This is a genomic window from Geodermatophilus sabuli (assembly GCF_900215145.1).
Classification (GTDB): Bacteria; Actinomycetota; Actinomycetes; order Mycobacteriales; family Geodermatophilaceae; genus Geodermatophilus; species Geodermatophilus sabuli.
In genome coordinates, this window is sequence record NZ_OBDO01000002.1 from 367176 (window position 1) to 393859 (window position 26684).

The following is a 26684-nucleotide window of genomic DNA, read 5'->3' on the forward strand; positions in this document are numbered from 1 at the left end:
AGCAATGGCTATCCGCAAGTACAAGCCGACGACGCCGGGCCGCCGCGGCTCCAGCGTCGCCGACTTCGCCGAGGTCACCCGCGACCATCCCGAGAAGTCGCTGGTCCGACCGCTGCACGGTCGCGGCGGGCGCAACGTCCACGGGAAGGTCACGGCGCGACACCAGGGCGGCGGGCACAAGCGTGCCTACCGGGTGATCGACTTCCGCCGGGCCGACAAGGACGGCGTGCCGGCCAAGGTCGCGCACATCGAGTACGACCCCAACCGCACCTCGCGCATCGCGCTGCTGCACTTCGCCGACGGCGAGAAGCGGTACATCATCGCGCCGGCCCGCCTGAAGCAGGGTGACACGGTGGAGTGCGGCCCCGCGGCCGACATCAAGCCGGGCAACAACCTGCCGCTGCGGAACATCCCGGTGGGCACCGTGGTTCATGCCATCGAGCTCCGTCCCGGTGGCGGCGCGAAGATCGCCCGCTCGGCCGGTACCAGCGTCCAGCTGGTCGCCCGTGAGGGCCGTCTCGCGCAGCTGCGCATGCCGTCGGGCGAGATCCGCAACGTCGACGTCCGCTGCCGCGCGACCGTCGGCGAGGTGGGCAACGCCGAGCAGTCGAACATCAACTGGGGCAAGGCCGGCCGCATGCGGTGGAAGGGCAAGCGCCCGACCGTCCGTGGTGTCGCCATGAACCCGGTGGACCACCCGCACGGCGGTGGTGAGGGCAAGACCTCCGGTGGTCGCCACCCGGTGAACCCGAAGGGCAAGCCGGAGGGCCGGACGCGCAAGCGGAAGGCCAGTGACGCCCTGATCGTGCGCCGCCGGCGCACCAACAAGAAGCGCTGAGCGGGTAGAGGAGTCCGACAGACATGCCACGCAGCCTGAAGAAGGGCCCGTTCGTCGACGATCACCTGCTCAAGAAGGTGGACGCGCAGAACGACAAGGGCACCAAGACCGTCATCCGCACCTGGTCGCGTCGCTCGACGATCATCCCCGACATGCTCGGGCACACGATCGCCGTGCACGACGGCCGCAAGCACGTCCCGGTCTTCGTGACCGAGGCGATGGTCGGGCACAAGCTCGGCGAGTTCGCGCCCACGCGCACCTTCCGTGGGCACATCAAGGACGACCGCCGGTCCCGGCGCGGCTGACCAGGTAGAGAGAGATTCCAATGACTTCCCAGGTGGGACAGGAGACGCCGGTCGCCCGGGCCACGGCCCGGTTCGTCCGCGTCACCCCCATGAAGGCACGCCGGGTGGTGGACCTCATCCGCTACCTGCCGACCGACGAGGCCCTGGCGCTGCTGCGGTTCGCCCCGCAGGCCGCCAGTGAGCCGGTGCTCAAGGTGGTGGCCAGCGCCGTCGCGAACGCCGAGCACAACCTGCGGCTGGACCCGGCCGCCCTGGTCGTGAGCGCCGCGTACGTCGACGAGGGCCCGACGCTCAAGCGGATCCGTCCGCGGGCGCAGGGCCGTGCGTTCCGCATCAACAAGCGGACCTCGCACATCACCGTCGAGGTCGCGGAGGTGACCGCCAGCGACGAGCTCGCCGGCAAGTCGCGCACCGCTCGCCGCCGTACCGGCCAGTCCGGCCCGGCCACCCAGCAGCAGAAGAGCAACACGAGGGGAGGGACCCGCTAGTGGGTCAGAAGGTCAACCCGCACGGGTTCCGGCTCGGCATCACCACCGACTACAAGTCCCGGTGGTACGCCGACAAGCTCTACAAGGACTACGTCAAGGAAGACGTCGCCATCCGCAAGCTCATGTCCAAGGGCATGGAGCGGGCCGGCATCTCCAAGGTCGAGATCGAGCGCACCCGTGACCGGGTCCGCGTCGACATCCACACCGCCCGGCCGGGCATCGTCATCGGCCGTCGCGGTGCGGAGGCCGACCGCATCCGCGGCGAGCTCGAGAAGCTCACCGGCAAGCAGGTGCAGCTGAACATCCTCGAGGTGAAGAACCCCGAGTCGGACGCGCAGCTGGTCGCCCAGGGCGTCGCCGAGCAGCTCTCCAGCCGGGTGAGCTTCCGTCGCGCCATGCGCAAGGCCATGCAGTCGGCCCAGCGCAGCCCGCAGGTCAAGGGCATCCGAGTGCAGTGCTCCGGGCGCCTCGGCGGCACCGAGATGAGCCGGTCGGAGTTCTACCGCGAGGGTCGCGTGCCGCTGCACACGCTCCGCGCGAACATCGACTACGGCATCTACGAGGCCCGCACCACCTTCGGCCGCATCGGCGTGAAGGTGTGGATCTACAAGGGCGACGTCAGCGGCTCGCGTGCCGAGCGTGAGGCCCTCGAGGCCCTCGCCGCCCGTCAGCAGCGCCGCGAGCGCGCCCAGCGTCCGCAGCGCCGGTCCGGGTCCTCCGGCACCACCGCCGGTGGCACCGAGGCCGGCCGCGCAGCGGCCGAGTCGACGACCGGGCCGGCCGTGGACACCACCGACGCCGTCGTGGCACAGACCTCCGGCGAGATCGCGCCGGAGCAGACCGTCGCCGAGGCGGCCGGCCCCGAGGCCACCGCTGCCGCGGAGACGACGGCCACCGAGAACACGGAGGGCTGACACGTGCTGATCCCACGGCGCGTCAAGCACCGCAAGCAGCACCACCCGAGCCGTTCGGGTCGTGCCAAGGGCGGCACCGAGATCAACTTCGGTGAGTACGCCATCCAGGCCCTCGAGCCGGCGTACGTGACCAACCGGCAGATCGAGTCCGCTCGTATCGCCATGACCCGGCACATCCGTCGTGGCGGGAAGGTCTGGATCTCCATCTACCCGGACCGCCCCCTCACCAAGAAGCCCGCCGAGACCCGCATGGGTTCCGGTAAGGGCTCGCCCGAGTGGTGGGTCGCCAACGTCAAGCCGGGCCGGATCATGTTCGAGCTGTCCGGTGTCGCCGAGCCCGTGGCCCGCGAGGCCATGCGCCGCGCGATCCACAAGCTGCCGATGAAGTGCCGTTTCATCACTCGTGAAGGAGAGGCGTGATGGCCGCCGGTCTGACCGCTCCCGAGCTGCGCGAGCTCTCTGCTGACGAGCTCGCCTCGCGGCTGCGCGAGTCGAAGGAAGAACTGTTCAACCTGCGGTTCCAGGTGGCCACCGGTCAGCTGGACAACAACAGGCGGCTGCAGACCGTCCGCCGCGACATCGCCCGGATCTACACGATCATGCGCGAGCGCGAGCTGGGTCTCTCGGTCGCCCCGAACGAGGGTGTGGCATGAGCGAGACGCAGACGACTGCGACCGGCCCCGGCCTCCCCGGCCGCGGCTACCGCAAGGTCCGCGAGGGCCTCGTGGTCAGCGACAAGATGGACAAGACGATCGTCGTCGAGGTCGAGGACCGCGTGAAGCACGGCCTCTACGGCAAGGTCATCCGTCGCACCAGCAAGCTGAAGGCCCACGACGAGCAGGAGGTCGCCGGCATCGGCGACCGCGTGCAGATCATGGAGACCCGGCCGACGTCGGCCACCAAGCGGTGGCGGCTGGTCGAGGTCGTCGAGAAGGCCAAGTAGGTCCTGCGGGGCCCGGGCGGGCCTCGTGAGACGTGGCCCTCCGGGGCTGGTCCAGGAGCAGGTACTCTGGACGACTGGCGCGCCCCACGGGTGCGCGCCCATCCCGGTACTCGTGCTCGGACGCACCGGCGGCAGAACGCTGCCGGTGCGTCCGCACGTGGGTATCGGACAGCCGGTTCACCGTTCCGGCCCGGCTGTCACCACTGAGATTTGGGAGTAGGACGTGATCCAGCAGGAGTCGCGACTGCGGGTCGCCGACAACACCGGTGCAAAGGAGATCCTCTGCATCCGGGTGCTCGGCGGATCCGGGCGACGCTACGCGGGCATCGGCGACATCATCGTCGCCACCGTGAAGGACGCGCTGCCGGGTGCCGGCGTCAAGCGGGGCGACGTGGTCAAGGCCGTCGTCGTCCGCACGGTCAAGGAGCGTCGTCGTCCGGACGGCTCCTACATCCGCTTCGACGAGAACGCCGCGGTCATCATCCGCGACAGCGGCGACCCGCGCGGTACGCGCATCTTCGGCCCGGTCGGCCGCGAGCTGCGTGACAAGCGCTTCATGCGGATCATCTCGCTCGCCCCGGAGGTGCTGTGATCATGGCGGACAAGACGCCGTCGATGAAGGTGAAGAAGGGCGACACCGTCGTCGTGCTGTCCGGCAAGGACAAGGGCGCCAAGGGCCGGGTCATCGCTGCCTACCCGAAGCTGCAGAAGGTCCTCGTCGAGGGCGTGGGCCGGGTCAAGAAGCACACCCGGATCAGCTCCAACCAGCGTGGTGCCCAGTCGGGCGGGATCGTCACGCAGGAGGCTCCCATCCACGTGAGCAACGTGATGGTGATCGACTCCGAGGACAAGCCGACCCGGGTCGGTTACCGCAAGGACGAGGAAGGCCGCAGCATCCGGGTCTCGCGGCGCACCGGTAAGGACCTCTGACGGCCATGAGCGCACCCACCCGTGAGCTGCCCCGCATGCTCGCCCACTACCGCGAGCAGATCGCCCCGGCGCTGCAGTCGGAGTTCAACTACGACAACGTCATGCAGATCCCGCGGCTGACGAAGATCGTCGTCAACATGGGCGTCGGCGAGGCGACCCGTGACGCGAAGCTGATGGACGGCGCGGTCCGTGACCTCACCGCCATCACCGGCCAGAAGCCGGCCGTCGTCCGCGCCCGCAAGTCCATCGCGCAGTTCAAGCTCCGCGAGGGCATGCCGATCGGCGCGAAGGTCACCCTGCGCGGTGACCGCATGTGGGAGTTCCTGGACCGGCTGCTGTCGCTGGCCCTGCCCCGCATCCGTGACTTCCGCGGGCTCAACTCGCAGCAGTTCGACGGTCACGGCAACTACACGTTCGGCCTGACCGAGCAGTCGATGTTCCGCGAGATCGACGTCGACAAGATCGACCGTCCCCGCGGTATGGACATCACGCTGGTCACCACCGCCACGAACGACGAGGAGGGTCGCGAGCTCCTCCGCCTGCTGGGCTTCCCGTTCGCCGGCTCGCCCGTCGTGACCACCACCCGCTGAGCCGGGGCGAGGAGACACTCAGATGGCCAAGAAGGCGCTGATCAACAAGGCGGCCCGCAAGCCGAAGTTCGCGGTCCGCGGGTACACCCGCTGCCAGCGGTGCGGTCGCCCGCACTCGGTGTTCCGCAAGTTCGGCCTGTGCCGGATCTGCCTCCGGGAGATGGCCCACGCGGGCGAGCTCCCGGGCGTGCGCAAGTCCAGCTGGTGAAGTAAGAGGACCCCGTCCTCCCCACCCTCCGCAAGCTCAGGGTGGGACCCGGGACGGGGCCATACGGTGGCCCTGCAGCGGGGCCGCTCCAGCACGTCACCAATCGAGCACCACCGATCGCCGAGAGGCCCACGCGTACAGCGTGAGGAACCGCGGCGAGAGAGGCACCACACCCCATGACGATGACCGACCCGATCGCGGACATGCTCACGCGGATCCGGAACGCCAACCAGGCGTACCACGACTCCACGACCATGCCGTCGTCGAAGTTGAAGACGCACATCGCCGAGATCCTCCAGCAGGAGGGCTACATCGCCGGCTGGACCGTCAACGAGGTCGAGAAGGACGGCACCACCCGCAAGGAGCTGGTCGTCGACCTCAAGTACGGCCCCAACCGTGAGCGGAGCATCGCCGGCGTCCGGCGCGTCTCCAAGCCCGGTCTGCGGGTGTACGCCAAGTCCACCGCACTGCCCAAGGTGCTCGGCGGCCTCGGGGTGGCCATCATCTCCACCTCGACCGGGCTGCTCACCGACCGGCAGGCGAACAAGAAGGGCGTGGGTGGGGAAGTCCTCGCCTACGTCTGGTAAGGGAGCGAGCAGATGTCACGGATCGGACGACTCCCGATTCCCGTGCCCGGTGGCGTGGACGTCGCGGTCGACGGTCGGACGGTCAGCGTGAAGGGCCCCAAGGGCTCGCTGACCCACACCGTCGCAGCGCCCATCACCGTCGAGCGCGGCGAGGACGGCACGCTGAGCGTGCAGCGCCCCAACGACGAGCGGGAGAGCCGGGCCCTGCACGGGCTGTCGCGCACCCTGATCGCCAACATGATCACCGGCGTGACCGAGGGGTACACCAAGACCCTCGAGATCGTCGGCGTCGGTTACCGCGTCGCGGCCAAGGGCTCGGACCTCGAGTTCGCCCTCGGGTACAGCCACCCGGTGCCGGTGAAGGCCCCGGAGGGCATCACCTTCACCGTCGAGTCCCCGACCCGCCTGCGGGTGACCGGCATCGACAAGCAGCAGGTGGGCCAGGTCGCGGCCAACATCCGCAAGCTGCGCCGCCCCGACCCGTACAAGGGCAAGGGCGTGCGCTACCAGGGTGAGGTCGTCAAGCGCAAGGTCGGGAAGACGGGTAAGTGATGGCACAGACCGAGAAGGCGGCCGCTCGGGTGCACAAGCCCGTCGGCACCGACATCAGCACCGCACGGCGGGTCTCCCGCCTGCGCCGGCACAACCGGCTGCGCAAGCGGGTCTCGGGCACGCCGGAGCGTCCGCGCCTGGTGGTCCACCGCAGCTCGCGGCACATCCACGTCCAGGTGGTCGACGACACCGTCGGCCGTACCCTGGTCAGCGCCTCGACGCTGGACCCGAGCCTGCGCGCCGCCGAGGGGGACAAGTCCACCCTGGCCCGCCAGGTGGGGGCCCTCGTCGCCGAGCGTGCCAAGGCCGCCGGGATCGCGGCGGTCGTCTTCGACCGCGGCGGCAACCGGTACCACGGCCGCATCGCGGCGCTGGCGGACGGCGCCCGCGAGGGCGGGCTGGACTTCTGATGAGCTACACCGCGAACGAGCAGATCGAGAGGGACGTCTGATGCCAGGACCACAGCGACGCGGCGGCGGCGCCGGCGGCGGTAACGACCGCCGCGACCGTCGTGACGGCGGGCGGGGGCCCGGCGGCGCGCCTGCCGAGAAGAGCAACTTCATCGAGCGCGTGGTGGCCATCAACCGCGTGTCCAAGGTCGTCAAGGGTGGTCGGCGCTTCAGCTTCACCGCCCTGGTGATCGTGGGCGACGGTGACGGCACCGTGGGCGTCGGCTACGGCAAGGCCAAGGAGGTGCCCGCGGCGATCGCCAAGGGCGTCGAGGAGGCCAAGAAGCACTTCTACAAGGTGCCCCGCATCGCCAGCACCATCCCGCACCCGGTGCAGGGTGAGGCGGCGGCCGGTGTGGTGCTGCTCAAGCCGGCCAGCCCCGGTACCGGTGTCATCGCCGGCGGCCCGGTGCGCGCCGTGCTCGAGTGCGCCGGCATCCACGACGTGCTGTCCAAGAGCCTCGGGTCCTCCAACCCGATCAACATCGTGCACGCGACGATGCAGGCGCTGAAGGACCTCGTCCGTCCCGAGGAGATCGCGGCGCGCCGCGGCCTGCCCCTGGAGGACGTCGCCCCGGCGGCCATGCTCCGTGCACGTGCGGGCCAGGGGGTCTGACATGGCGCAGCTCAAGGTCACCCAGGTCAAGTCCGCGATCGGGACCAAGCCGAACCAGCGTCAGACGCTGCGCTCGCTCGGCCTCAAGAGGATCAACGACTCGGTCGTGCAGGAGGACCGTCCCGAGATCCGCGGGATGGTCGCGACGGTGCCGCACCTGGTCGCCGTCGAAGAGATCAGCTGAACCGCGGCTGAGTAGGGACATCTCATGACTCTCAAGGTCCACCACCTGCGTCCGGCCCCGGGCGCCCACACCGCCAAGACCCGCGTGGGTCGCGGTGAGGGCTCCAAGGGCAAGACCGCGGGCCGCGGCACCAAGGGCACCGGCGCGCGGGGCAACACCTCCGCGCGGTTCGAGGGCGGACAGACGCCGCTGCACATGCGGCTGCCCAAGCTCTCGGGCTTCAAGAACCCGAACAAGGTCGTCTTCCAGGTCGTCAACCTCGACCGGATCGCGGCGCTGTTCCCCCAGGGCGGTTCGGTCAACCCCGACACCCTCGCCGACGCCGGCGCCGTGCGCCGCGGCCAGCCGGTGAAGGTGCTGGGCACCGGCGACCTGGGCGGGGTAGAGGTGCACGTGCACGCGCACGCGTTCTCGTCGTCCGCCGCTGAGAAGATCAGCGCGGCCGGGGGCAGCACCACCCGCATCTGAGCGCTGATGACCCCCGGGGCGCGTCTCTCCGCGAGACGCACCCCGGGGGTCGTCTGCTGCCCGGCCCGGACGCGCCCGCGCCGGGTCACCGACGGGGCGGACGGCGCGCGGCGCCCGTGTGGACGGGCCCTCGGCCGGATCCGCCCCTCCCGTTGCTAACCTCATCCGACCGAGTAGGGGAGGGCACGTGCTGCAGGCGTTCGCCGCGGCGTTCCGGACGCCAGACCTCCGGCGCAAGCTGCTGTTCTCCCTGGCGATCATCGCCGTGTACCGGCTGGGCGCCCAGATACCGGGGCCCGGGGTCTCCGTGGCGGCGATCAACAGCTGCCTGGAGGCCGCGCAGGCCTCCGACCAGCGGGACCTCTACTCCCTGGTCAACCTCTTCTCCGGCGGCGCGCTGCTGAGGCTGTCGATCTTCGCGCTCGGGATCATGCCGTACATCACGGCGAGCATCATCGTGCAGCTGCTGGTCGTGGTCATCCCGCGGTTCGAGCAGCTGAAGAAGGAAGGGCAGTCGGGTCAGGCCAAGCTGACCCAGTACACCCGCTACCTGACCATCGCCCTCGCGGTCCTGCAGAGCACCGGTGTCATCGCCCTGGCCCGCAGCGGTCAGCTGTTCCCGAACTGCTCGCAGGACATCATCCCGTCGGACTCCATCTGGACGACGGTGGTCCTGGTCGTCGCGATGACCGCCGGCACCGCCGTCATCATGTGGCTGGGTGAACTGCTGACGGAGAAGGGGATCGGCAACGGCATGTCCGTGCTGATCTTCACCTCCATCGCGGCCCGCATCCCGGCCGAGGGTGGGCAGATCCTGCAGACCCGCGGTGGCTTCGTGTTCGCGCTGGTGTGCCTGCTGGCCGTCGTGATCATCACCTCGGTGGTGTACGTGGAGCAGGCGCAGCGCCGGATCCCCGTCCAGTACGCCAAGCGCATGGTCGGCCGCCGCATGTACGGCGGGACGTCGACCTACCTGCCGCTGAAGGTGAACCAGGCCGGCGTCATCCCGGTCATCTTCGCCTCGTCGCTGCTCTACCTGCCGCAGCTGATCACCCAGCTGCAGGGTGACGAGACCGGCCCGGTCCGGCGGTTCTTCGAGAACTACGTCATCGACCAGAGCAGCCCGGTCCACATCGCCGTGTACTTCGGCCTCATCGTGTTCTTCACGTACTTCTACGTGTCGATCACGTTCAACCCGGAGGAGCGGGCCGAGGACATGAAGCGCTACGGCGGCTTCATCCCCGGCATCCGCCCCGGTCGCCCGACCGCGGAGTACCTGCAGTACGTGCTCTCCCGGATCACCCTCCCCGGGTCGATCTACCTGGGCCTGGTGGCAGTGTTGCCCAACCTGTTCCTCTCCATCACGCAGGAGGGACAGAACCAGAACTTCCCGTTCGGCGGGACCGCGGTGTTGATCATGGTGGGAGTGGGGTTGGAGACGGTGAAGCAGATCGAGACGCAACTCAACCAGCGCAACTACGAAGGGTTCCTGAAGTAGTGCGCGTCGTGCTGCTCGGCCCTCCGGGCGCGGGCAAGGGCACCCAGGCGCAGGTCATCGCCGGCCGGCTCGGTGTGCCGGCCATCTCCACGGGCGACATCTTCCGGGCCAACGTCAGCGGGCAGACCGAGCTCGGCCTCAAGGCCAAGGTCTACATGGACGCCGGCGACCTGGTGCCCGACGAGGTCACCGTGGCCATGGTCAAGGACCGGTTGGCCGAGCCCGACGCCAAGGGCGGGTTCCTGCTCGACGGTTTCCCGCGCACCATCCCGCAGGCCGAGCAGCTGCGCGCCTCCCTGCAGGACCTGGGGCACGGCCTGGACCGGGTGCTCGAGCTGGTCGTCGAGGAGGAGGAGCTGGTGCGCCGGCTCTCCGGCCGGCGGATGCTGGTCGACGGCGAGTGGGTGCAGCGCGAGGACGACAGGCCCGAGACGGTGCGGCACCGCCTGAAGGTCTACCGGGAACAGACCGAGCCGCTGTCGGGGTTCTACGAGGCCGAGGGGCTGCTCACGCGCATCGACGCCATCGGCGCGGTCGACGAGGTCACCGAGCGGGCGCTGCGCGCGCTCGGGTGGCCCGACGGCGGAGGGCAGCCGGACGCGACGACCGGGCAGCCCAGCGCAGGCTGAGGGGCGGCGGCGCACATGACGGCCGCCGGACTCCTCGGCCGGCTGCCGCTGCTGGCGAAGTGGAGTGGACGGATGATCCAGATCAAGACCCCGCACGAGATCGAGCTCATGCGTGCCTCCGGGCTGGTCACGGCGGGTGCCCTGAAGGCCGTCCGGGCGGCCGTGCGGCCGGGCGTCAGCACCAAGGAGCTCGACGCCGTCGCCGAGGACCACATCCGGTCCCAGGGCGCGGTGCCCAACTTCCTGGGCTACCACGGCTTCACCGGCACCATCTGCGCGTCGATCAACGACGAGATCGTCCACGGCATCCCGAACGCCGAGCGCCGGCTGGCCGAGGGGGACAACATCTCCATTGACTGCGGCGCCATCCTCGCCGGCTGGCACAGTGACTCCGCGATCACGGTGACGGTGGGGGAGCCCTCGACGGAGGACGCCGCGCTGCTCGAGGTCACGGAGCGGTCGATGTGGGCTGGCCTGGCGAAGGCCGTCGCCGGGGGCCGGCTGACCGACATCAGTCACGCCGTCGAGGAGTCGATCACCGCCGAGCAACACCCCTACGGCATCGTCGACCACTACGGCGGGCACGGGATCGGGACCGAGATGCACCAGGACCCGCACGTGCTGAACTACGGCCGGGCCGGTCGCGGCCCCAAGCTCGTCCCCGGGTTGGTGCTGGCGATCGAGCCGATGGTGACGGTGGGCGACCCCGCAACCGTCGAGCTCGAGGACGGCTGGACCGTGGTGACCAAGGACGGCTCGCGGGCCGCCCACTTCGAGCACACCGTCGCCATCACGCCCGAGGGCCCGTGGGTCCTCACCGCGGAGGACGGCGGCGTGGCGGGTCTGGCCCCCTTCGGGATCACGCCCCGCACCTGATGGAGGACCCCGTCCTCCGCCGGCTCCGGACGGGGCCGCTCGCCGGGAATGCGCGAGCGGTGGGGGTCAGGGACCCTGCTCCCACCCTGGCGGATCACACCGGCCCGGGTTGGAGCGGCACGCCGAGGCGGGGTAGAGTGTCCGTTGGCGTTCGCGCCGTCTTGTCGTCGTGCTGTGGCCGCATGACGCAGGGCGCCCTCGCGAGGACGTCTGCACCATCTGTTCTGCAAACAAGCCGAGCGTGACCGCCGGGATCCGGCGTGGCCGCGCGAGGACCACCAGCACCACCGAGTACGGGAGGCCGTGTAGGGCATGGCGAAGAAGGACGGGGCCATCGAGGTCGAGGGTCGCGTCGTCGAGCCGCTGCCCAACGCGATGTTCCGGGTCGAGTTGCAGAACGGGCACCGGGTGCTCGCCCACATCAGCGGCAAGATGCGACAGCACTACATCCGCATCCTGCCCGAGGACCGCGTGGTCGTGGAGCTCTCGCCCTACGACCTGACCCGCGGTCGCATCGTCTACCGGTACAAGTAACCGCCGCTCCGCGCCGCCCCGACCCGGGCCCGGCGCGTTCGGCACACGATCGACAGGAATGAGGGGCGGCACCGGTGAAGGTCCAGCCGTCGGTGAAGAAGATCTGCGACAAGTGCAAGGTGATCCGCCGGCACGGCCGGGTCATGGTCATCTGCGACAACGCCCGCCACAAGCAGCGGCAGGGCTGAGGGAGTACCTGGACATGGCACGACTGGCCGGCGTCGACCTCCCCCGCGAGAAGCGGATGGAGATCGCGCTCACCTACATCTACGGCATCGGCAAGGCCCACGCGAAGGAGACCCTGGCCGCGACGGGCGTCAGCCCCGACCTGCGCGCCAAGGACCTCAGCGACGAGGACCTGCTGAAGCTGCGTGACTACATCGACGAGCACTTCCGCGTCGAGGGTGACCTGCGCCGCGAGGTGGCGTCCGACATCCGCCGCAAGGTGGAGATCGGCTGCTACCAGGGGCTGCGTCACCGTCGCGGGCTGCCCGTCCACGGTCAGCGCACCCGCACCAACGCGCGCTCGAGCAAGGGCCCGCGCAAGACCATCGCCGGCAAGAAGAAGGCCGGCAAGAAGTAAGCCGCTGTGTGCGCCGCCGTGGCGACCCGTGAGGGCGGGAACGACGGCGCGCAGCGTGCTCATCTGGCCACTGAACTGAAGGAAACCGGAGAGACATGCCTCCCAGGGCTCGTACTGCGGCTGGTGCCAAGAAGGTCCGCCGCAAGGAGAAGAAGAACGTCGCCCACGGCGCCGCGCACATCAAGAGCACGTTCAACAACACGATCGTGTCGATCACCGACCCGACCGGCAACGTGATCAGCTGGGCCTCCGCCGGCCACGTCGGCTTCAAGGGCTCGCGCAAGTCCACGCCGTTCGCGGCGCAGATGGCTGCCGAGAACGCCGCGCGCAAGGCGCAGGAGCACGGCATGCGCAAGGTCGACGTCTTCGTCAAGGGCCCCGGCTCCGGTCGCGAGACGGCCATCCGGTCCCTGCAGGCCACGGGTCTCGAGGTCGGCCAGATCCAGGACGTGACGCCGCAGCCGCACAACGGCTGCCGCCCCAAGAAGCGCCGCCGGGTCTGACCGGCCACTGACGAGACGAACGAGGAGTACCTGACGTGGCCCGTTACACCGGAGCCGACTGCCGCATGTGCCGGCGCGAGAAGATGAAGCTGTTCCTCAAGGGCAGCAAGTGCGAGTCCCCGAAGTGCCCGATCGAGATCCGGCCGTACCCGCCGGGCGAGCACGGCCGGGGCCGCAGCAAGGACAGCGAGTACCTGCTGCAGCTGCGCGAGAAGCAGAAGGCCCGCCGCATCTACGGCGTGCTGGAGAAGCAGTTCCGCGGCTACTACGAAGAGGCCAACAAGAAGTCGGGCAAGACCGGTGAGGTCCTGCTGCAGATCCTCGAGTCGCGCCTGGACAACGTGGTCTACCGGGCCGGCTTCGCCGAGTCCCGCGACATGGCCCGCCAGCTGGTGCGCCACGGCCACATCCGGGTGAACGGCCGCAAGGTCGACATCCCGTCCTACCGGGTGAGCTCCAACGACATCATCGAGGTCGCCGAGAAGTCGCGGCGGATGCTGCCCTTCGAGGTCGCCCAGGCCCGCGCCGGTGAGCGCCCCGTGCCGCCGTGGCTGGAGGTCATCAGCTCCCAGCTGCGCGTGCTCGTGCACAGCGTCCCGGCCCGCCAGGTGATCGACACCCCGGTCCAGGAGCAGCTGATCGTCGAGCTCTACTCCAAGTAAGAGCTCGCCGCCCGGTGCGGGGGTCACGACCCCCGCACCGGGTACCGGCCCCGACGGGCGGACGGATGTCCACCGGGGCCTGCACCACCCCCCTCACGGCGTCATATGGCGGGCGCCGGAGGACCCAGAGGAGAACACCCCCATGCTCATCGCACAGCGCCCGACGCTGACCGAGGAGACCATCTCCGAGCAGCGCTCGCGGTTCGTCATCGAGCCGCTCGAGCCCGGCTTCGGCTACACCCTCGGCAACTCCCTGCGCCGCACCCTCCTGTCCTCGATCCCCGGCGCTGCTGTCACCAGCATCCGGATCGAGGGCACCCTGCACGAGTTCACCACCGTGCCGGGCGTCAAGGAGGACGTCACCGAGATCATCCTGAACCTCAAGGGCCTGGTCGTCAGCTCCGACTCCGACGAGCCGGTGACCATGTACCTGCGCAAGCAGGGTCCCGGTGAGGTGACCGCCGCCGACATCGCGCCCCCGGCCGGTGTCGAGGTGCACAACCCCGAGCTGCACATCGCCACCCTCAACGGCAAGGGCCGGCTCGAGATCGAGCTCGTCGTCGAGCGTGGCCGCGGCTACGTGCCGGCGCCGCAGAACAAGCAGCCCGGCCAGGAGATCGGCCGGATCCCGGTCGACTCCATCTACTCGCCGGTGCTGAAGGTGACCTACGCCGTCGAGGCGACCCGTGTCGAGCAGCGGACGGACTTCGACCGCCTCGTCGTGGACGTCGAGACCAAGCCGTCGATCGCCCCGCGGGACGCCATCGCCAGCGCCGGCTCGACGCTGGTGGAGCTGTTCGGCCTGCTGCGCGAGCTGAACATCGACGCCGAGGGCATCGAGGTCGGCCCGAGCCCGGCCGAGGCCGCCGACATCGCGAACTTCTCGATGCCGATCGAGGACATGGACCTCACCGTCCGGTCCTACAACTGCCTCAAGCGCGAGGGCGTGCACACCGTCGGTGAGCTCGTCACCCGCTCCGAGGCCGACCTGCTCGACATCCGCAACTTCGGGGCCAAGTCGATCGACGAGGTCAAGATGAAGCTCGCGGCCATGGGCCTGGCGCTCAAGGACAGCCCGCCCGGGTTCATCCCCACCTCGGTGGAGAGCTACGACGAGGGCTACGAGACCGACGCCTACCAGCAGCACGGCGAGTACGCGGAGGTCGAGTACAGCGACGGGTCCTACCAGGAGACCGAGCAGCTCTGAGCTGCGCAGCTGTCCGGGCCGGACGGCGGGGCGACCCGCCGTCCGGCACCGCTGTCCGGGCAGCCACACTGAAGCGACGACAGCACCACGGATGATGCAGCCCGGCACCGACCGCCCGGCCGCCTGAGGAAGGACCGACATGCCCACCCCCACCAAGGGCCCCCGTCTCGGCGGGTCCCCCTCGCACGAGCGGCTGATGCTGGCCAACCTGGCCACGTCGCTGTTCGAGCACGGGCGGATCACCACCACCGAGACCAAGGCCAAGCGGCTCCGCCCGCTGGCCGAGAAGCTGGTCACCTTCGCCAAGCGCGGTGACCTGCACGCCCGTCGTCAGGTCATGACGACCATCCGGGACAAGGACGTCGTCCACACCCTCTTCGCGGAGATCGGGCCTCGCTACCAGAACCGTCCCGGTGGCTACACCCGCATCACCAAGGTCGGGCCGCGCAAGGGTGACAACGCCCCCATGGCGGTCATCGAGCTGGTCGAGGCGCTGACCGTGGGCCAGGAGGCCGTCGGCGAGGCCGAGCGCGCCCGCGGCACCCGGTTCGCCACCGGTGCCGGTGCCGCCGCTGCCTCCGGTGAGGTCACCGCCGACGCCCTCGATGCCGCTGACGTCGAGGCCGCCGAGACCACGGCGACCGACGAGGTCGTCACCACCGGCGACGCCGAGGCCACCACGGACGACGCCGACGCCGAGCCCGTGGCCGCTGACGCCCAGTCCCCGGGCGACGCCGAGGGCACGGACGGCGCGCGGTGACTGACCGGGCGAACCCGGGCGAGGGCGGCAACGCCGGCGCCGCCGGGGTGCCCGCCGGTGGCGGTGACCAGGGCGCGACGTCCGTGGGCGAGACCACCGGCCCCGGCGGGGACACCTCCCCGGCCGTCACCGAGGGTCGCGTCGACCCCGAGGCGCAGGAGATCGTCACCGACGTCTACAACCCGGACGGCGAGCGGCAGGACGACGGCGACGTCACCCCCGAGCCGATCGCGGAGAACGGCGTGGTTGTCGAGGGCGACAACGTGTCGGCCGAGCTGGCCGAGGCCGCTGCCGCCGAGGTGAACGCCGCGGAGCTGGGCGATGCTGCCACCGCCAGCCAGCAGGCGCCCGGCGGCGAAGCCGAGCTCGACCCCCAGTGATCCGCTGAGCACCCCTCCCCGGGGTGCTGGAGCCCGCACCGTGCACGACGTCGACGAGCCCGCCACCGTCCCCGGTGGCGGGCTCGTCCGTCTCCGGCTCCGGATCGCCTACGACGGCACCGCGCTGCACGGCTGGGCCCGGCAACCCGCCCAGCGCACCGTGCAGGGTGACCTGGAGGCGGCCCTGCAGACCGTGCTGCGGTGCCCCGTCGAGCTGACCGTGGCGGGCCGCACCGATGCCGGCGTCCACGCGACTGGTCAAGTCGCACACACCGACGTCCCCCGCGAGGCGTGGGACGCGCAGCGAGACCGGCTGGTGCGCCGGCTGCGCGGGGTCCTCCCGCTCGACATCGCCGTGCCCGCGGTCGGCGAGGCGCCGGACGACTTCGACGCGCGCTTCGGTGCGCTGCGCCGGCACTACGTCTACCGGCTCGCCGACGCCGATTCCGGGCCGCCGCCGCTGCGCCGTGCCGACACCGTGGGCTGGCCGCGACGGCTGGACGTCGACGCCATGCACCTGGCGGCCGGCCTGCTCCTGGGCGAGCACGACTTCGCCGCGTACTGCCGCCGGCGTGAGGGGGCGACGACCATCCGCACCCTGCTGGGACTGTCGGTGGAGCGGAACGGCGACCTGGTCCGCGTCCGGGCGTCGGCGGACGCCTTCTGCCACTCGATGGTCCGCAGCCTGGTCGGCGCCCTGCTGGCGGTGGGGGAGGGGCGGCGGCCACCCGAGTGGCCGGCCGGGCTGCTGCCTCGCACGGAGCGGGCGAGCGAGGTGCTCGTGGCCCCGGCCGGTGGACTCACCCTCGTCGCGGTGGACTACCCGCCGGACGCGGAACTGGCCGCCCGGGCCCAGGTCACCCGCGCCCGCCGCGACTGAGGGCGGCTCCCGGCGCGGGCAGGGCCCTCTCAGGGCAGTGCGGCCACCGCCTCGGCGATCGGCGTCGGTCCGCTGACCAGCTCGACCACGACGCCGTCCTTCGCGTCGTCGAGGAAGGCCAGCAGGACCGCAGCGACGTCGTCCCGCGGCACCTCGCCGTACTCCACCCCGTGCTCGAGGGTGACCCGGCCGGTGCCGGGGTCGTCGGTCAGTCGCCCCGGCCGCAGGACCACCGTGTCGAGGGCCGGTCGCGGCAGGATGGCGTCCTCAGCGGCCAGCTTGGCCTGCAGGTAGGTCGCGAAGACCGGGTCCATGCCCCGCGGTGTGCCCGCGCGGGCCTGCTCCACCCCCATCGAGGAGACCAGCAGGTAGCGGCGCACGCCGGCCCGCTCGGCGGCCTCCGCGAGCAGCACCGCCGCCCCCCGGTCGACGGTGTGCTTGCGGGCCGCGCCGCTGCCCGGTCCGGCGCCCGCGGCGAAGACGACCGCGTCGGCCCCCGTGAGCACACCGGCCACGTCGTCGACGGTGGCCTGCTCGAGGTCGAGCACGACCGGCTCGACCCCGTCGTCCCGCAGGTCGTCCTGGTGACCGGGGTTGCGGATGATCCCGACCACGGTGTCGCCGCGGCCGGACAGCAGGCGGCCGAGACGGCGGGCGATCTGCCCGTGGGCCCCGGCGATGACGATGCGCATGCCCCCGGGCCTACCCCGGGCGCCGCCGGCGCACCCGGGCGGCCTGAGCGGCCTGGACGGCGGCCGCCCGGGCCCGGGCCAGGTCGGCCGGGGTGTCGCAGTCGGTCCAGGGCGGCGGCCGGCCGGGCGTGACCGGAGGGTGCAGCCGGCGCACGGCCAGCGGAGCGAGGACCTTGCGCACGGAGGTCGGGCCGGAGACGTCGGCCACGGCGGAGCGCAGGGCGGCGGTGCGCCACACGCCCAGCAACAGCTGGTCCCGGTCGGTGTCGTCGACGACCAGGACGCCGTCGCCGGTGAGCCGCTCCCGCATCGCCCGGATCAGTCCCGGGGTCAGGAACGGCAGGTCGCCGGCGAGGAGGGCGACCACCTCGGTCGGCACGACGGTCAGGCCGGCGCGCATGGCCGCCACGGGGCCGCCACGGGGCGGTTCCTCACGGACGACGACGACGCCCGGTGGCACCGGTTGCGGCGGCCCCACGACCACGCGCGGGTCGGCGTCGGGGACCGCCGCCAGCACCGCGACGAGCAGCGACCGGCCGCCGACGTCGAGCTGCGGCTTGGGCTGCCCGCCCATCCGCGCCGCCCGGCCGCCGGCGAGGACGACGGCGGCGTACGGCGGCAGCGTGGGCACACCGCGAACCGTAGGGGTCGGGCGTGGGTACCGTCGCCTGCCGTGGGACGAGTCACGAGCCGGACGCCGGTGCTGCGCATCCGCGGCTCGACGCAGAGCACCCGCCCGGACACCGTGGCGGCCGAGGAGCCGCTGGAGATCCGCCTGTCGGGGACGCCGCTGGCGGTCACGATGCGCACGCCCGGGCACGACTTCGACCTGGTGCACGGCTTCCTGCTGACCGAGGGGGTCATCGACGGCGGCGACGACGTCCTCGGGTTGCGCTACTGCGACTCCGTGGACGCCGACGGGCGCAACACCTACAACGTCGTCGACGTCGACCTCGCGCCCGGCGTGGAGCCGCCCGACACCGCGCTGGACCGGAACTTCTACACCTCCAGCTCCTGCGGGGTGTGCGGCAAGGCGAGCATCGACGCGATCCGCACCAGGACCCGGCACGACGTCGCGTCCGACGGCACCCGCCTGGAGCTGGCGACGCTGCTGGCGCTGCCCGACCGGCTGCGCGCGGCCCAGCAGGTGTTCGACAAGACGGGTGGTCTGCACGCCGCCGGCCTGTTCACCGCCGAGGGGGAGCTGGTCGCCCTGCGCGAGGACGTCGGCCGGCACAACGCCGTCGACAAGGTCGTCGGCGACGCGGTGCGGGAGGGGCGGCTGCCGCTGGCGGGACACGTGCTCCTGGTCAGCGGGCGGGCGAGCTTCGAGCTGACCCAGAAGGCCGCGATGGCCGGCATCCCGGTGCTGGCCGCGGTGTCGGCGCCGTCGTCCCTGGCCGTGGAGCTGGCAGCCGACGTCGGGATCACCCTCGTCGGGTTCCTCCGCGGCGAGGGCTGCAACGTCTACTCGAGGCCGGAACGCCTCGTGCTCCCGGAGTGAGTCGAGGAGACGGCGCGTGGCCGGGTGCCCGATCGGGGCGGGGGTCCCGGATCGGGGCACGGGGTGGGCTCAGCGCGGGTCGGGGACGGCACCCGGCCGCCGTGTCGTCCGGTGGGACGACCGGTAGGACGACGAGGTGCTGAGTGGTGTGCTCAGTGGTCGCCGCCGCGCAGCTGCGACACCACGTGCGGCAGCAGCGGGCCGAGCACGGCCAGCCCGTCGCGCACCCCGCCGGTGGAGCCGGGCAGGTTGACGATCAGGCTCCGCCCGGCGGTGCCGGCCAGCCCGCGGGAGAGGACCGCGGTGGGCACCGTCGGCTCGCCGTGGCGGCGCACCGCCTCGGCGATGCCCGGTGCCTCCCGCTCGAGGACGGCGCGGGTCGCCTCGGGGGTGACGTCGGTGGGGGAGAGCCCGGTGCCGCCGGTGGTGAGGACGACGTCGGCGCCGGAGGCCACCGCCTCACGCAGCACCACCTCGAGCTCGGCGACGTCGTCGGGGCGCACGTGCGGGCCCTCCACGACGAACCCCAGCGTCCGCAGGCCCTCGGCCAGCGCCTCCCCGCTGCGGTCGGGGTAGACGCCGGCCGCGGCGCGGTTGGACGCGGTGACGACGACGGCGCGAGCGCCCTCCGGGAGCTCGCTCATCTCCGCCACTCGCCGCTCTTGCCGCCGGACTTGGCCAGCAGCCGGACGTCGGTGATCGTGGCCCGCGGGTCGACCGCCTTCACCATGTCGATCACGGTGAGCCCGGCGACGGCGACGGAGGTGAGCGCCTCCATCTCCACGCCGGTGCGGTCGGCGGTGCGGGCGGTCGCGGTGATCTCCACGGCGTCGTCGGCGACGGTCACGTCGACGGTGACGCCGTGCAGCGCGATGGGGTGACAGAGCGGCACGAGGTCCGGCGTCCGCTTGGCCCCGGCGATGCCGGCGATCCGCGCGACGGCGACGGCGTCGCCCTTGGGCACGCCCTCGCCGCGCAGCAGCGCGACGACCTCGGAGCTGACCAGGACCCGGCCGGCAGCGGTGGCCTCGCGGGCGGTGACCGGCTTGGCGGAGACGTCGACCATGCGGGCGGCGCCGGCCGCGTCGACGTGGGTCAGGCGCGGCGACCCCGGCAGCGGCGTCGCCTCGCCGGCCTCCCGGGTCGGGTTGTCGACCGTCGGGTCGATGCTCGCGGGGTCACCGGTCACTGGAGGGCTCCTTCGATCAGCACGACGTCCACCTGGGCGCCGGCGGGCAGTTCGGTGACGTCCTCGGGGACGACGACCAGGCAGTTGGCGCGGGCCAGGTGGGCGACGAGGTGCGACCCGGGCCCGCCGACCTGGGACACCCGGCCGGCGTCGTAGCGGCCGCGGAGGAACTGGCGGCGGCCGGCCGGCGAGCGCAGCGGCGCGGTGAGGGTCGCCGGCGCGCGCAGCCGGCCGGGGGCCGCGTGGCCCAGCGCCCGGCGCAGCGCCGGGCGCACGAACACCTCGAAGGAGACGAACGAGCTGACCGGGTTGCCGGGCAGCGTCACGACGGGGACGCCGTCGACGGTGCCCGCGCCCTGGGGGCCGCCGGGCTGCATCGCGACCTTGACGAACTCGACGGTGCCCAGCTCGCGGAACGCGTCCTTGACCACCTCGTAGGCGCCGGCGCTCACGCCGCCGCTGGTGACGAGCAGGTCGGCCGTGGCCAGCTCCGCCCGGACGGTGGTGAGGAACTGCTCGACGTCGTCGGGGACGAAGTGCAACCGCCGCGCCGTCCCGCCGGCGTCCTCGACGGCGGCGACGAGCAGCGCGGAGTTGGACTCGTAGATCTGGCCCGGCAGCAACGGTGCGCCGGGCTCGACCAGCTCGCTGCCCGTGGACAGCACGAGCACCCGGGGGCGCCGGCGCACCGGCAGGGTGCGGGCGCCCACCGCGGCGGCCAGGCCGAGCTGGGCGGCACCGAGCGGGGTGCCCGCGGTGAGCGCGACGGCGCCGGCGGCGATGTCCTCGCCGGCGGCGCGCAGGTGGGTGCCGGCCGCGGGTGCGTCCCGGATCTCGACCACCTCGGTGCCGCCGTCGGTCAGCTCCACCGGGACGACGACGTCCGCGCCCTCGGGCAGTGGCGCGCCGGTCATGATCCGCTGCACGGTGCCCACGGCCAGGGGCCGGACGTCGGTGCGCCCGGCGGGGACGTCGTCGGCCACCGGCAGCCGGACGGGGGTCGCGGTCACCTCCGACCACCGCGCGGCGTAGCCGTCCATCGCGGAGTTGTCGAAGCCGGGCAGCGCGACCCGCGCCGTCACGTCGCGGGCGAGCACGCGGTTGTGCGCGGCGCCGAGCTCCACCTCCTCCTCGGGCAGGGCGGGCAGCAGCGCCGCGACGACCGCCTGGTGTTCCTCGACCGTGCGCACGGGGCACATCCTGTCCGATCGCAGCCGGACGCACCCGGGAGGGAGCCGCAGGGCCGGCGGGGGACTCCTACGGCAGCCCGGGGGGTCGGCCAGCCGGACCCCCGCTAGGGTCGAGGGCCAGTCGCGAGTCGGAGGGCACACGTGGGCGAGATCGACCGGATGCTGGCGGCCAACTCGGAGTGGGCCCAGCGGTTCCCCGGCTCCAAGGACGTGCGTCCGGTGCGGCGCGTCGCCGTGGTGGCCTGCATGGACTCCCGGATGCCGCTGTTCCAGATGCTGGGTCTGGAGGTCGGCGACGCGCACGTGATCCGCAACGCCGGCGGCGTGATCACCGAGGACGTCATCCGTTCGCTGACCGTCTCCCAGCATGTACTGGGCACTCGCGAGATCCTCCTCGTGCACCACACCGAGTGCGGTCTGCAGGCCACGGACGACAACTCCTTCGCCGACCTCGTCGAGCGGGCCACCGGACGTCGCCCACCGTGGGCGGTGCGTGCCTTCCGCGACGCCGACGACGACGTCCGCGAGTCGATGCGCCTGATCCAGGAGAGTCCCTACCTGGTCTCGCGCGAGGTGAGGGGCACCGTCTACGACGTCGCGTCCGGCAAGCTGCACGAGGTGAGCTGAGCGGCCTCCGTCCCGGCCCGGCGACGAGGATCTGCCGGCTGGTATCGTGACCGGCTGGCGCTCGGGCCGGCTGGTGTCCGCGCGCGCTGCACCGTCTCCCGTGTTCGGTGAGGCGATCCCACCAGCCGATCCGACGACGACGGAGGACGCGAGCGCATGCGCACGTACACCCCCAAGCCCGGCGAGGTCAGCCGGGCCTGGCACGTCATCGACGCCACTGACGTGGTGCTCGGTCGACTCGCCAGCCAGACCGCGATCCTGCTCCGCGGCAAGCACAAGCCCCAGTACGCCCCGCACGTGGACGTCGGCGACTTCGTCGTCATCGTCAACGCCGGCAAGGTGGCGCTGACCGGCTCCAAGCGCGACACGAAGGTCGCCTACCGGCACTCCGGGTACCCGGGCGGCCTCAAGACGATCCCGGTCGGCGACCAGCTGCGCACGCACCCCGACCGCGTCATCGAGCGCGCGATCAAGGGGATGCTGCCGCACAACAGCCTGGGCCGTCAGATGCTCAAGAAGCTGAAGGTGTACGCCGGGCCGGAGCACCCGCACGCCGCGCAGCAGCCCCAGACCTACGAGATCAAGCAGGTGGCCCAGTGACCAGCGCCCTGACCGTGACCGACGCCGAGGGGCGTCCGGTGCAGACCGTCGGCCGGCGCAAGGAGGCCATCGTCCGCGTCCGGCTGCTGCCGGGCTCCGGCCAGTTCCGCCTCAACGGCCGCACCATCGAGGACTACTTCCCGAACAAGGTGCACCAGCAGCTCATCCGTGAGCCGTTCGTGATCCTCGAGAAGGCCGAGCAGTACGACGTCGTCGGCATCCTCCGCGGTGGCGGCGTCAGCGGTCAGGCCGGCGCGCTGCGCCTGGCGATCGCCCGCGCCCTCATCGAGGTCGAGCCGGACGACCGCCCGGCACTGAAGAAGGCCGGCTTCCTGACTCGCGACGCCCGCGTCACCGAGCGCAAGAAGTACGGCCTCAAGAAGGCCCGCAAGGCGCCTCAGTACTCGAAGCGCTGACCGGTACGCCCGTGGGTCGCCTGTTCGGGACCGACGGCGTCCGGGGTCGGGCCAACGCCGACCTCACGCCGGAGTTGGCTCTCGCGGTGGCACGTGCCGCCGCCGGCGTGCTCGCCGACCGCGACGGGACCTCGCGTCCCGTCGCGGTCGTCGGCCGCGACCCCCGCGCCAGTGGGGAGATGCTCGAGGCCGCCGTCGTGGCGGGCCTCGCCAGTGCCGGTGCGGAGGTGCTGCGGGCCGGGGTGCTGCCCACCCCGGCGATCGCGCACCTGACCGCGTCCACCGGCGCGGACCTCGGCGTGATGATCTCCGCCAGCCACAACCCGATGCCCGACAACGGCATCAAGTTGTTCAGCCGCGGTGGCCACAAACTGCCCGACGCCGTCGAGGCGGCGATCGAGCAGGCCGTCACCGCCGGCGACACGACCGGCCACCGCCCCACCGGGGCCGGGGTCGGCCGCGTCCGCGACCTCGCCGGCGCCGGCGACACCTACATCGAGCACCTGCTCTCGACGGTGCTCCAGCCGCTGTCGGGCCTGACGCTCGTCGTCGACTGCGCGCACGGCGCCGCGGCGACCGTCGCGCCCGAGGTCTACCGCCGGGCCGGCGCCACCGTCCACGTCATCGGCGGCGAGCCGGACGGCTGGAACATCAACGACGGCATCGGCTCCACCCATCTGGGTCCGCTGACCGAGGCGGTCCGCGCCCACGGGGCCGACCTCGGCATCGCCCACGACGGCGACGCCGACCGCTGCCTCGCGGTCACGGCAACCGGTGAGGTCGTCGACGGCGACGCGATCCTCGCCGTCTGCGCCCTCGCCCTCAAGGAGCGCGGCCAGCTGGCCGGCGACACCGTCGTGGCGACCGTCATGAGCAACCTGGGCTTCCACCACACGATGCGTGCGGCCGGGATCGCGGTGCACACCACCGCGGTCGGCGACCGCTACGTGCTGGAGGCGCTGCGCGACCGCGAGCTCAGCCTCGGCGGGGAGCAGAGCGGGCACCTGGTCTTCCTGGACCACGCCACCACCGGCGACGGTCTGCTCACCGGCCTGTCGCTGCTGTCCCGCATGGCCGCCACGGGGTCCCCCCTGGCCGAGCTGGCGTCCGTGGTGCAGCGGCTGCCCCAGACCCTGGTCAACGTCCCGGTCCGGGACCGGCTGGCGGTCGTCGAGAGCGAGGAGGTCGCCGACGCGGTCAACGCCTGCGAGGCCGAGCTCGGCGACGACGGCCGAGTGCTGCTGCGCCCGTCGGGCACCGAGCAGCTGGTCCGCGTGATGGTGGAGGCCCCCACCCAGGAGCAGGCCGACGCCATCGCCGCCCGGCTGGCCGAGATCGTCGCCTCCTGTAGCTGACGGCCGCGGGCCGTGACCGGGCCGCGCTGCGCAGCGAGGCGTCCGCCGGGAGCGGTGACCCCGTGGTCGGGACCACGCGAGTGAGGCGAGCATCTCCTCACCGATACGGGTGCACAGTGGCCGACGGGGACGGGGCGGTCCGGTTCCGCCGGTACCCTCGGCACAATGTGCGGCATCGTGGGATACGTCGGCCCGCAGAACGCCCTGGACGTCGTCCTGGAGGGTCTGCGCCGTCTCGAGTACCGGGGTTACGACTCGGCGGGGGTCGCCGTCCTCGCTGAGGGCGGGATGGCGACGGCGAAGAAGGCCGGGAAGCTGGCCAACCTGGAGAAGGCCCTCGTCGAGGAGCCGCTGCCCGCTGCCACCATCGGCATCGGGCACACCCGGTGGGCCACGCACGGCGGCCCGACCGACCGCAACGCCCATCCCCACCTGTCGGCCGACGGCAAGGTGGCCCTGGTCCACAACGGCATCATCGAGAACTTCGCCGCCCTGCGCGCCGAGTGCGAGACCGCCGGCGTCGAGTTCACCTCCGAGACCGACACCGAGGTCGCCGCCCACCTGCTGGCGTCGGCCTACGCCGAGACCCCCGAGGGCCCCGGCCGCCTGGCCGAGGCGATGCGGGCGGTGAGCAACCGGCTGGAGGGCGCCTTCACCCTGGTCGCCTCGCACGCCGACGAGCCCGACACGCTGGTCGCCTCCCGCCGCAACAGCCCGCTGGTGGTGGGCCTGGGAGAAACAGTCGACGGTACTGCTGAGTACTTCCTGGGCTCCGACGTCGCCGCGTTCATCGCGCACACCCGCGAGGCCCGCGAGCTCGGGCAGGACCAGGTCGTCGAGATCGACCGCACCCGCGGGCTCACCGTCACCGACTTCGCCGGCACCGTCGTCGAGCCGACCGCCTACACGGTGGACTGGGACGCCGCCGCCGCCGAGAAGGGCGGCCACGCCTGGTTCATGCTCAAGGAGATCGCCGAGCAGCCGCAGGCGGTCGCCGACACCCTGCTCGGCCGGCTCGGCGACGACGGCGGTCTGGTCCTCGACGAGGTCCGGCTGTCCGACCAGGACCTGCGCGACATCGACAAGGTCTTCGTCGTCTCCTGTGGTACCTCGTACCACGCGGGGCTGATCGCCAAGTACGCGATCGAGCACTGGACCCGCATCCCGGTCGAGGTCGAGGTCGCCAGCGAGTTCCGCTACCGCGACCCGGTGCTGGACCGCTCGACGCTCGTCGTCGTCATCAGCCAGTCCGGCGAGACGATGGACACCCTCATGGCGCTGCGCCACGCCAAGGACCAGAAGGCTCGCGTGCTGGCCATCTGCAACGTCAACGGCTCGACGATCCCGCGCGAGTCCGACGCCGTCCTCTACACGCACGCCGGGCCGGAGATCGCCGTCGCCTCGACGAAGAGCTTCCTGGCGCAGATCGTCGCCTGCTACCTGGTCGGGCTGTTCCTGGCCCAGGTGCGCGGCGTCAAGTACGACGACGAGGTCGCCGCCATCGTGGAGGACCTGCGCCGGCTGCCGGAGGCGGTCAGCGAGGTGCTGCTCCAGATGGAGCCGGTGCGCGAGCTCGGCCGCTCCCTGGCCGGCGCGGACACGATCCTGTTCCTGGGCCGCCACGTCGCATACCCGGTGGCGCTGGAGGGCGCGCTCAAGCTCAAGGAGCTCGCCTACATCCACGCCGAGGGCTTCGCGGCCGGGGAGCTCAAGCACGGGCCGATCGCGCTGATCGACCAGGGGACGCCGGTGGTCGTCGTCGTCCCCTCGCCGCGGGCCCGCGAGTCGGTGCACGGCAAGGTGGTCTCCAACATCCAGGAGGTCCGCGCCCGCGGTGCGCGCACGATCGTGATCGCCGAGGAGGGCGACGAGGACGTCGTCCCCTACGCCGACCACATCATCCGCGTGCCCCGGACGCCGACGCTCATGGCGCCGATCGTGACGACGGTGCCGTTGCAGGTGCTGGCCTGCGAGATCGCCGACACCCGCGGGTACGACGTCGACCAGCCGCGCAACTTGGCCAAGAGCGTCACCGTCGAATAGGAGGACCCGGCTGCCCCCACGACACGCTCCGCGCGCCGCGGGTCCCTGCAGCCGCGCCGTTCCATCACGTCACCGGGCAGACTGACCGGGTGATCATCGGGGTCGGGATCGACGTCGTGCCCGTGGAGCGGTTCGCCGAGTCGCTGACCCGCACACCCGGGCTGCGCAACCGGCTGTTCACCGCGGCCGAGCAGAGCACGCCGTCCGGCGCGCCGCGGACCGGGGAGTCGTTGGCCGCCCGCTTCGCCGCCAAGGAGGCCCTGGCCAAGGCCCTCGGCGCGCCCGGCGACCTGCGCTGGCACGACGCCGAGGTCACCGTCGGCGAGCACGGCCGGCCGCACCTGGAGGTCCGCGGCAGCGTGGCCGGGCGGGCCGCCCAGCTGGGCGTGAGCTCCTGGCACGTGTCGCTGAGCCACGACGGCGGCATCGCCTCGGCCGTGGTGGTCGCGGAGGGCTTCCACCGCGGGGGCGACTCGTGACCGGG

41 protein-coding genes are annotated in these 26684 nt (G+C 72.0%); 36 read left to right on the forward strand and 5 right to left on the reverse strand.

What is annotated here, in order from left to right; all coding sequences use genetic code 11:
* The first annotated feature begins 4 nt into the window (after positions 1-4).
* From rplB to truA, 29 genes are all read left to right on the forward strand, one after another.
* Positions 5-838: a 50S ribosomal protein L2 gene (rplB, locus tag CRP39_RS07335; protein ID WP_091156717.1), complete on the forward strand. Its 834-nt coding sequence runs from the start codon at positions 5-7 to the stop codon at positions 836-838.
* A gap of 23 nt (positions 839-861) precedes the next feature.
* Positions 862-1143: a 30S ribosomal protein S19 gene (gene rpsS, locus CRP39_RS07340; protein WP_097205687.1), complete on the forward strand. Its 282-nt coding sequence runs from the start codon at positions 862-864 to the stop codon at positions 1141-1143.
* Between the two features lie 20 nt (positions 1144-1163).
* Complete coding sequence (gene rplV / locus CRP39_RS07345; protein WP_097205688.1) at positions 1164-1631, forward strand: 50S ribosomal protein L22; 468 nt, start codon at positions 1164-1166, stop codon at positions 1629-1631.
* Positions 1631-2545: a 30S ribosomal protein S3 gene (gene rpsC, locus CRP39_RS07350; protein ID WP_097205691.1), complete on the forward strand. Its 915-nt coding sequence runs from the start codon at positions 1631-1633 to the stop codon at positions 2543-2545. The genes rplV and rpsC overlap by 1 nt, the downstream gene beginning before the upstream one ends.
* Before the next feature lie 3 nt (positions 2546-2548).
* Positions 2549-2965 (forward strand): 50S ribosomal protein L16, encoded by a 417-nt coding sequence (gene rplP, locus CRP39_RS07355; RefSeq protein WP_097205693.1) that lies wholly within the window; start codon positions 2549-2551, stop codon positions 2963-2965.
* A complete protein-coding gene (gene rpmC, locus CRP39_RS07360; RefSeq protein WP_097194642.1) occupies positions 2965-3198 on the forward strand; it encodes a 50S ribosomal protein L29 in 234 nt (77 codons plus the stop codon). Before rplP ends, rpmC begins: the two co-directional genes overlap by 1 nt.
* On the forward strand, positions 3195-3488 hold the full coding sequence (rpsQ, locus tag CRP39_RS07365) for a 30S ribosomal protein S17 (protein WP_097205695.1): 294 nt from the start codon (positions 3195-3197) through the stop codon (positions 3486-3488). The genes rpmC and rpsQ overlap by 4 nt, the downstream gene beginning before the upstream one ends.
* A 223-nt stretch (positions 3489-3711) precedes the next feature.
* The gene (gene rplN / locus CRP39_RS07370) at positions 3712-4080 is read left to right on the forward strand and encodes a 50S ribosomal protein L14 (protein ID WP_097205697.1); all 369 of its coding nucleotides are present in this window, start codon (positions 3712-3714) and stop codon (positions 4078-4080) included.
* Between the two features lie 2 nt (positions 4081-4082).
* Positions 4083-4418 carry a 50S ribosomal protein L24 gene (gene rplX / locus CRP39_RS07375; RefSeq protein WP_425432554.1) on the forward strand — a complete coding sequence of 112 codons (336 nt, stop codon included), beginning with the start codon at positions 4083-4085 and terminating at the stop codon, positions 4416-4418.
* A 5-nt stretch (positions 4419-4423) separates the two neighbouring features.
* Entirely contained in the window at positions 4424-5008 is a 585-nt protein-coding gene (rplE, locus tag CRP39_RS07380) for a 50S ribosomal protein L5 (protein WP_097205699.1), read from the forward strand.
* Between the two features lie 22 nt (positions 5009-5030).
* The gene (locus CRP39_RS07385; protein ID WP_089336472.1) at positions 5031-5216 is read left to right on the forward strand and encodes a type Z 30S ribosomal protein S14; all 186 of its coding nucleotides are present in this window, start codon (positions 5031-5033) and stop codon (positions 5214-5216) included.
* Between the two features lie 182 nt (positions 5217-5398).
* Positions 5399-5803: a 30S ribosomal protein S8 gene (gene rpsH, locus CRP39_RS07390; RefSeq protein WP_425432555.1), complete on the forward strand. Its 405-nt coding sequence runs from the start codon at positions 5399-5401 to the stop codon at positions 5801-5803.
* A gap of 12 nt (positions 5804-5815) precedes the next feature.
* Positions 5816-6355, forward strand: coding sequence for a 50S ribosomal protein L6 (gene rplF / locus CRP39_RS07395; RefSeq protein WP_097205701.1), 540 nt, complete (start codon positions 5816-5818; stop codon positions 6353-6355).
* Positions 6355-6765 carry a 50S ribosomal protein L18 gene (gene rplR, locus CRP39_RS07400; RefSeq protein WP_097205703.1) on the forward strand — a complete coding sequence of 137 codons (411 nt, stop codon included), beginning with the start codon at positions 6355-6357 and terminating at the stop codon, positions 6763-6765. The genes rplF and rplR overlap by 1 nt, the downstream gene beginning before the upstream one ends.
* Positions 6766-6805: 40 nt before the next feature.
* Positions 6806-7420, forward strand: coding sequence for a 30S ribosomal protein S5 (gene rpsE / locus CRP39_RS07405; protein ID WP_072919083.1), 615 nt, complete (start codon positions 6806-6808; stop codon positions 7418-7420).
* A 1-nt stretch (position 7421) separates the two neighbouring features.
* Positions 7422-7604, forward strand: coding sequence for a 50S ribosomal protein L30 (gene rpmD, locus CRP39_RS07410; RefSeq protein WP_097205705.1), 183 nt, complete (start codon positions 7422-7424; stop codon positions 7602-7604).
* Between the two features lie 24 nt (positions 7605-7628).
* A complete protein-coding gene (rplO, locus tag CRP39_RS07415; protein WP_097205707.1) occupies positions 7629-8072 on the forward strand; it encodes a 50S ribosomal protein L15 in 444 nt (147 codons plus the stop codon).
* Positions 8073-8259: 187 nt separating this feature from the next.
* On the forward strand, positions 8260-9570 hold the full coding sequence (secY, locus tag CRP39_RS07420; protein ID WP_097205708.1) for a preprotein translocase subunit SecY: 1311 nt from the start codon (positions 8260-8262) through the stop codon (positions 9568-9570).
* Between the two features lie 8 nt (positions 9571-9578).
* Positions 9579-10199: an adenylate kinase gene (locus tag CRP39_RS07425; RefSeq protein ID WP_311712315.1), complete on the forward strand. Its 621-nt coding sequence runs from the start codon at positions 9579-9581 to the stop codon at positions 10197-10199.
* A 15-nt stretch (positions 10200-10214) separates the two neighbouring features.
* Positions 10215-11075, forward strand: coding sequence for a type I methionyl aminopeptidase (gene map / locus CRP39_RS07430; protein ID WP_245853663.1), 861 nt, complete (start codon positions 10215-10217; stop codon positions 11073-11075).
* 312 nt (positions 11076-11387) lie between these two features.
* A complete protein-coding gene (gene infA, locus CRP39_RS07435; protein WP_012950459.1) occupies positions 11388-11609 on the forward strand; it encodes a translation initiation factor IF-1 in 222 nt (73 codons plus the stop codon).
* Positions 11610-11683: 74 nt separating this feature from the next.
* The gene (rpmJ, locus tag CRP39_RS07440; protein ID WP_012950458.1) at positions 11684-11797 is read left to right on the forward strand and encodes a 50S ribosomal protein L36; all 114 of its coding nucleotides are present in this window, start codon (positions 11684-11686) and stop codon (positions 11795-11797) included.
* A gap of 14 nt (positions 11798-11811) precedes the next feature.
* Positions 11812-12192, forward strand: a complete 381-nt coding sequence (gene rpsM / locus CRP39_RS07445) for a 30S ribosomal protein S13 (RefSeq protein ID WP_097205712.1) — start codon at positions 11812-11814, stop codon at positions 12190-12192.
* 95 nt (positions 12193-12287) lie between these two features.
* Positions 12288-12695: a 30S ribosomal protein S11 gene (gene rpsK, locus CRP39_RS07450; protein ID WP_091380976.1), complete on the forward strand. Its 408-nt coding sequence runs from the start codon at positions 12288-12290 to the stop codon at positions 12693-12695.
* A 35-nt stretch (positions 12696-12730) separates the two neighbouring features.
* Positions 12731-13357 (forward strand): 30S ribosomal protein S4, encoded by a 627-nt coding sequence (rpsD, locus tag CRP39_RS07455; RefSeq protein ID WP_091156677.1) that lies wholly within the window; start codon positions 12731-12733, stop codon positions 13355-13357.
* Positions 13358-13499: 142 nt separating this feature from the next.
* Positions 13500-14564, forward strand: a complete 1065-nt coding sequence (locus tag CRP39_RS07460; RefSeq protein WP_097205713.1) for a DNA-directed RNA polymerase subunit alpha — start codon at positions 13500-13502, stop codon at positions 14562-14564.
* 139 nt (positions 14565-14703) lie between these two features.
* On the forward strand, positions 14704-15324 hold the full coding sequence (gene rplQ, locus CRP39_RS28230) for a 50S ribosomal protein L17 (protein ID WP_097205715.1): 621 nt from the start codon (positions 14704-14706) through the stop codon (positions 15322-15324).
* Complete coding sequence (locus CRP39_RS07470) at positions 15321-15704, forward strand: hypothetical protein (RefSeq protein ID WP_097205716.1); 384 nt, start codon at positions 15321-15323, stop codon at positions 15702-15704. The genes rplQ and CRP39_RS07470 overlap by 4 nt, the downstream gene beginning before the upstream one ends.
* Before the next feature lie 40 nt (positions 15705-15744).
* A complete protein-coding gene (gene truA, locus CRP39_RS07475; protein WP_245853664.1) occupies positions 15745-16584 on the forward strand; it encodes a tRNA pseudouridine(38-40) synthase TruA in 840 nt (279 codons plus the stop codon).
* A 29-nt stretch (positions 16585-16613) separates the two neighbouring features.
* On the opposite strand, the gene CRP39_RS07480 is transcribed toward truA, so the two are convergent.
* Together CRP39_RS07480 and mobA are read right to left on the reverse strand one after the other, a co-directional pair.
* Positions 16614-17276 carry an SDR family oxidoreductase gene (locus CRP39_RS07480; protein ID WP_097205720.1) on the reverse strand — a complete coding sequence of 221 codons (663 nt, stop codon included), beginning with the start codon at positions 17274-17276 and terminating at the stop codon, positions 16614-16616.
* Positions 17277-17286: 10 nt separating this feature from the next.
* Entirely contained in the window at positions 17287-17907 is a 621-nt protein-coding gene (mobA, locus tag CRP39_RS07485) for a molybdenum cofactor guanylyltransferase (RefSeq protein ID WP_097205722.1), read from the reverse strand.
* 42 nt (positions 17908-17949) lie between these two features.
* On the opposite strand from mobA, the gene fdhD reads away from it, so the two are divergent.
* Positions 17950-18780 (forward strand): formate dehydrogenase accessory sulfurtransferase FdhD, encoded by an 831-nt coding sequence (fdhD, locus tag CRP39_RS07490; RefSeq protein WP_097205723.1) that lies wholly within the window; start codon positions 17950-17952, stop codon positions 18778-18780.
* A 152-nt stretch (positions 18781-18932) separates the two neighbouring features.
* Here fdhD and CRP39_RS07495 read toward each other — a convergent pair whose 3' ends face one another.
* Genes CRP39_RS07495 through moeA form a run of 3 tightly spaced genes read right to left on the reverse strand, consistent with a single transcriptional unit; the run spans position 18933 to position 21159 of the window.
* Positions 18933-19424, reverse strand: a complete 492-nt coding sequence (locus CRP39_RS07495; RefSeq protein ID WP_097205882.1) for a MogA/MoaB family molybdenum cofactor biosynthesis protein — start codon at positions 19422-19424, stop codon at positions 18933-18935.
* On the reverse strand, positions 19421-19969 hold the full coding sequence (moaC, locus tag CRP39_RS07500; RefSeq protein WP_342744223.1) for a cyclic pyranopterin monophosphate synthase MoaC: 549 nt from the start codon (positions 19967-19969) through the stop codon (positions 19421-19423). The genes CRP39_RS07495 and moaC overlap by 4 nt, the downstream gene beginning before the upstream one ends.
* Positions 19966-21159, reverse strand: a complete 1194-nt coding sequence (gene moeA, locus CRP39_RS07505) for a molybdopterin molybdotransferase MoeA (RefSeq protein ID WP_097205725.1) — start codon at positions 21157-21159, stop codon at positions 19966-19968. Before moeA ends, moaC begins: the two co-directional genes overlap by 4 nt.
* Positions 21160-21300: 141 nt before the next feature.
* Here moeA and CRP39_RS07510 point away from each other — a divergent pair, with 141 nt between their 5' ends.
* The 6 genes from CRP39_RS07510 (at position 21301) to CRP39_RS07535 (ending at position 26679) form a co-directional block, all read left to right on the forward strand.
* Complete coding sequence (locus CRP39_RS07510; RefSeq protein WP_172442329.1) at positions 21301-21786, forward strand: beta-class carbonic anhydrase; 486 nt, start codon at positions 21301-21303, stop codon at positions 21784-21786.
* A 156-nt stretch (positions 21787-21942) separates the two neighbouring features.
* Positions 21943-22386 carry a 50S ribosomal protein L13 gene (gene rplM, locus CRP39_RS07515; RefSeq protein ID WP_097205726.1) on the forward strand — a complete coding sequence of 148 codons (444 nt, stop codon included), beginning with the start codon at positions 21943-21945 and terminating at the stop codon, positions 22384-22386.
* Positions 22383-22802 (forward strand): 30S ribosomal protein S9, encoded by a 420-nt coding sequence (gene rpsI, locus CRP39_RS07520; protein ID WP_097205728.1) that lies wholly within the window; start codon positions 22383-22385, stop codon positions 22800-22802. The genes rplM and rpsI overlap by 4 nt, the downstream gene beginning before the upstream one ends.
* 11 nt (positions 22803-22813) lie before the next feature.
* Positions 22814-24157, forward strand: coding sequence for a phosphoglucosamine mutase (gene glmM, locus CRP39_RS07525; RefSeq protein WP_097205729.1), 1344 nt, complete (start codon positions 22814-22816; stop codon positions 24155-24157).
* 165 nt (positions 24158-24322) lie between these two features.
* Positions 24323-26200 carry a glutamine--fructose-6-phosphate transaminase (isomerizing) gene (glmS, locus tag CRP39_RS07530; protein WP_097205730.1) on the forward strand — a complete coding sequence of 626 codons (1878 nt, stop codon included), beginning with the start codon at positions 24323-24325 and terminating at the stop codon, positions 26198-26200.
* Positions 26201-26289: 89 nt separating this feature from the next.
* Positions 26290-26679 (forward strand): holo-ACP synthase, encoded by a 390-nt coding sequence (locus tag CRP39_RS07535; protein ID WP_097205731.1) that lies wholly within the window; start codon positions 26290-26292, stop codon positions 26677-26679.
* Positions 26680-26684 lie beyond the last annotated feature (5 nt).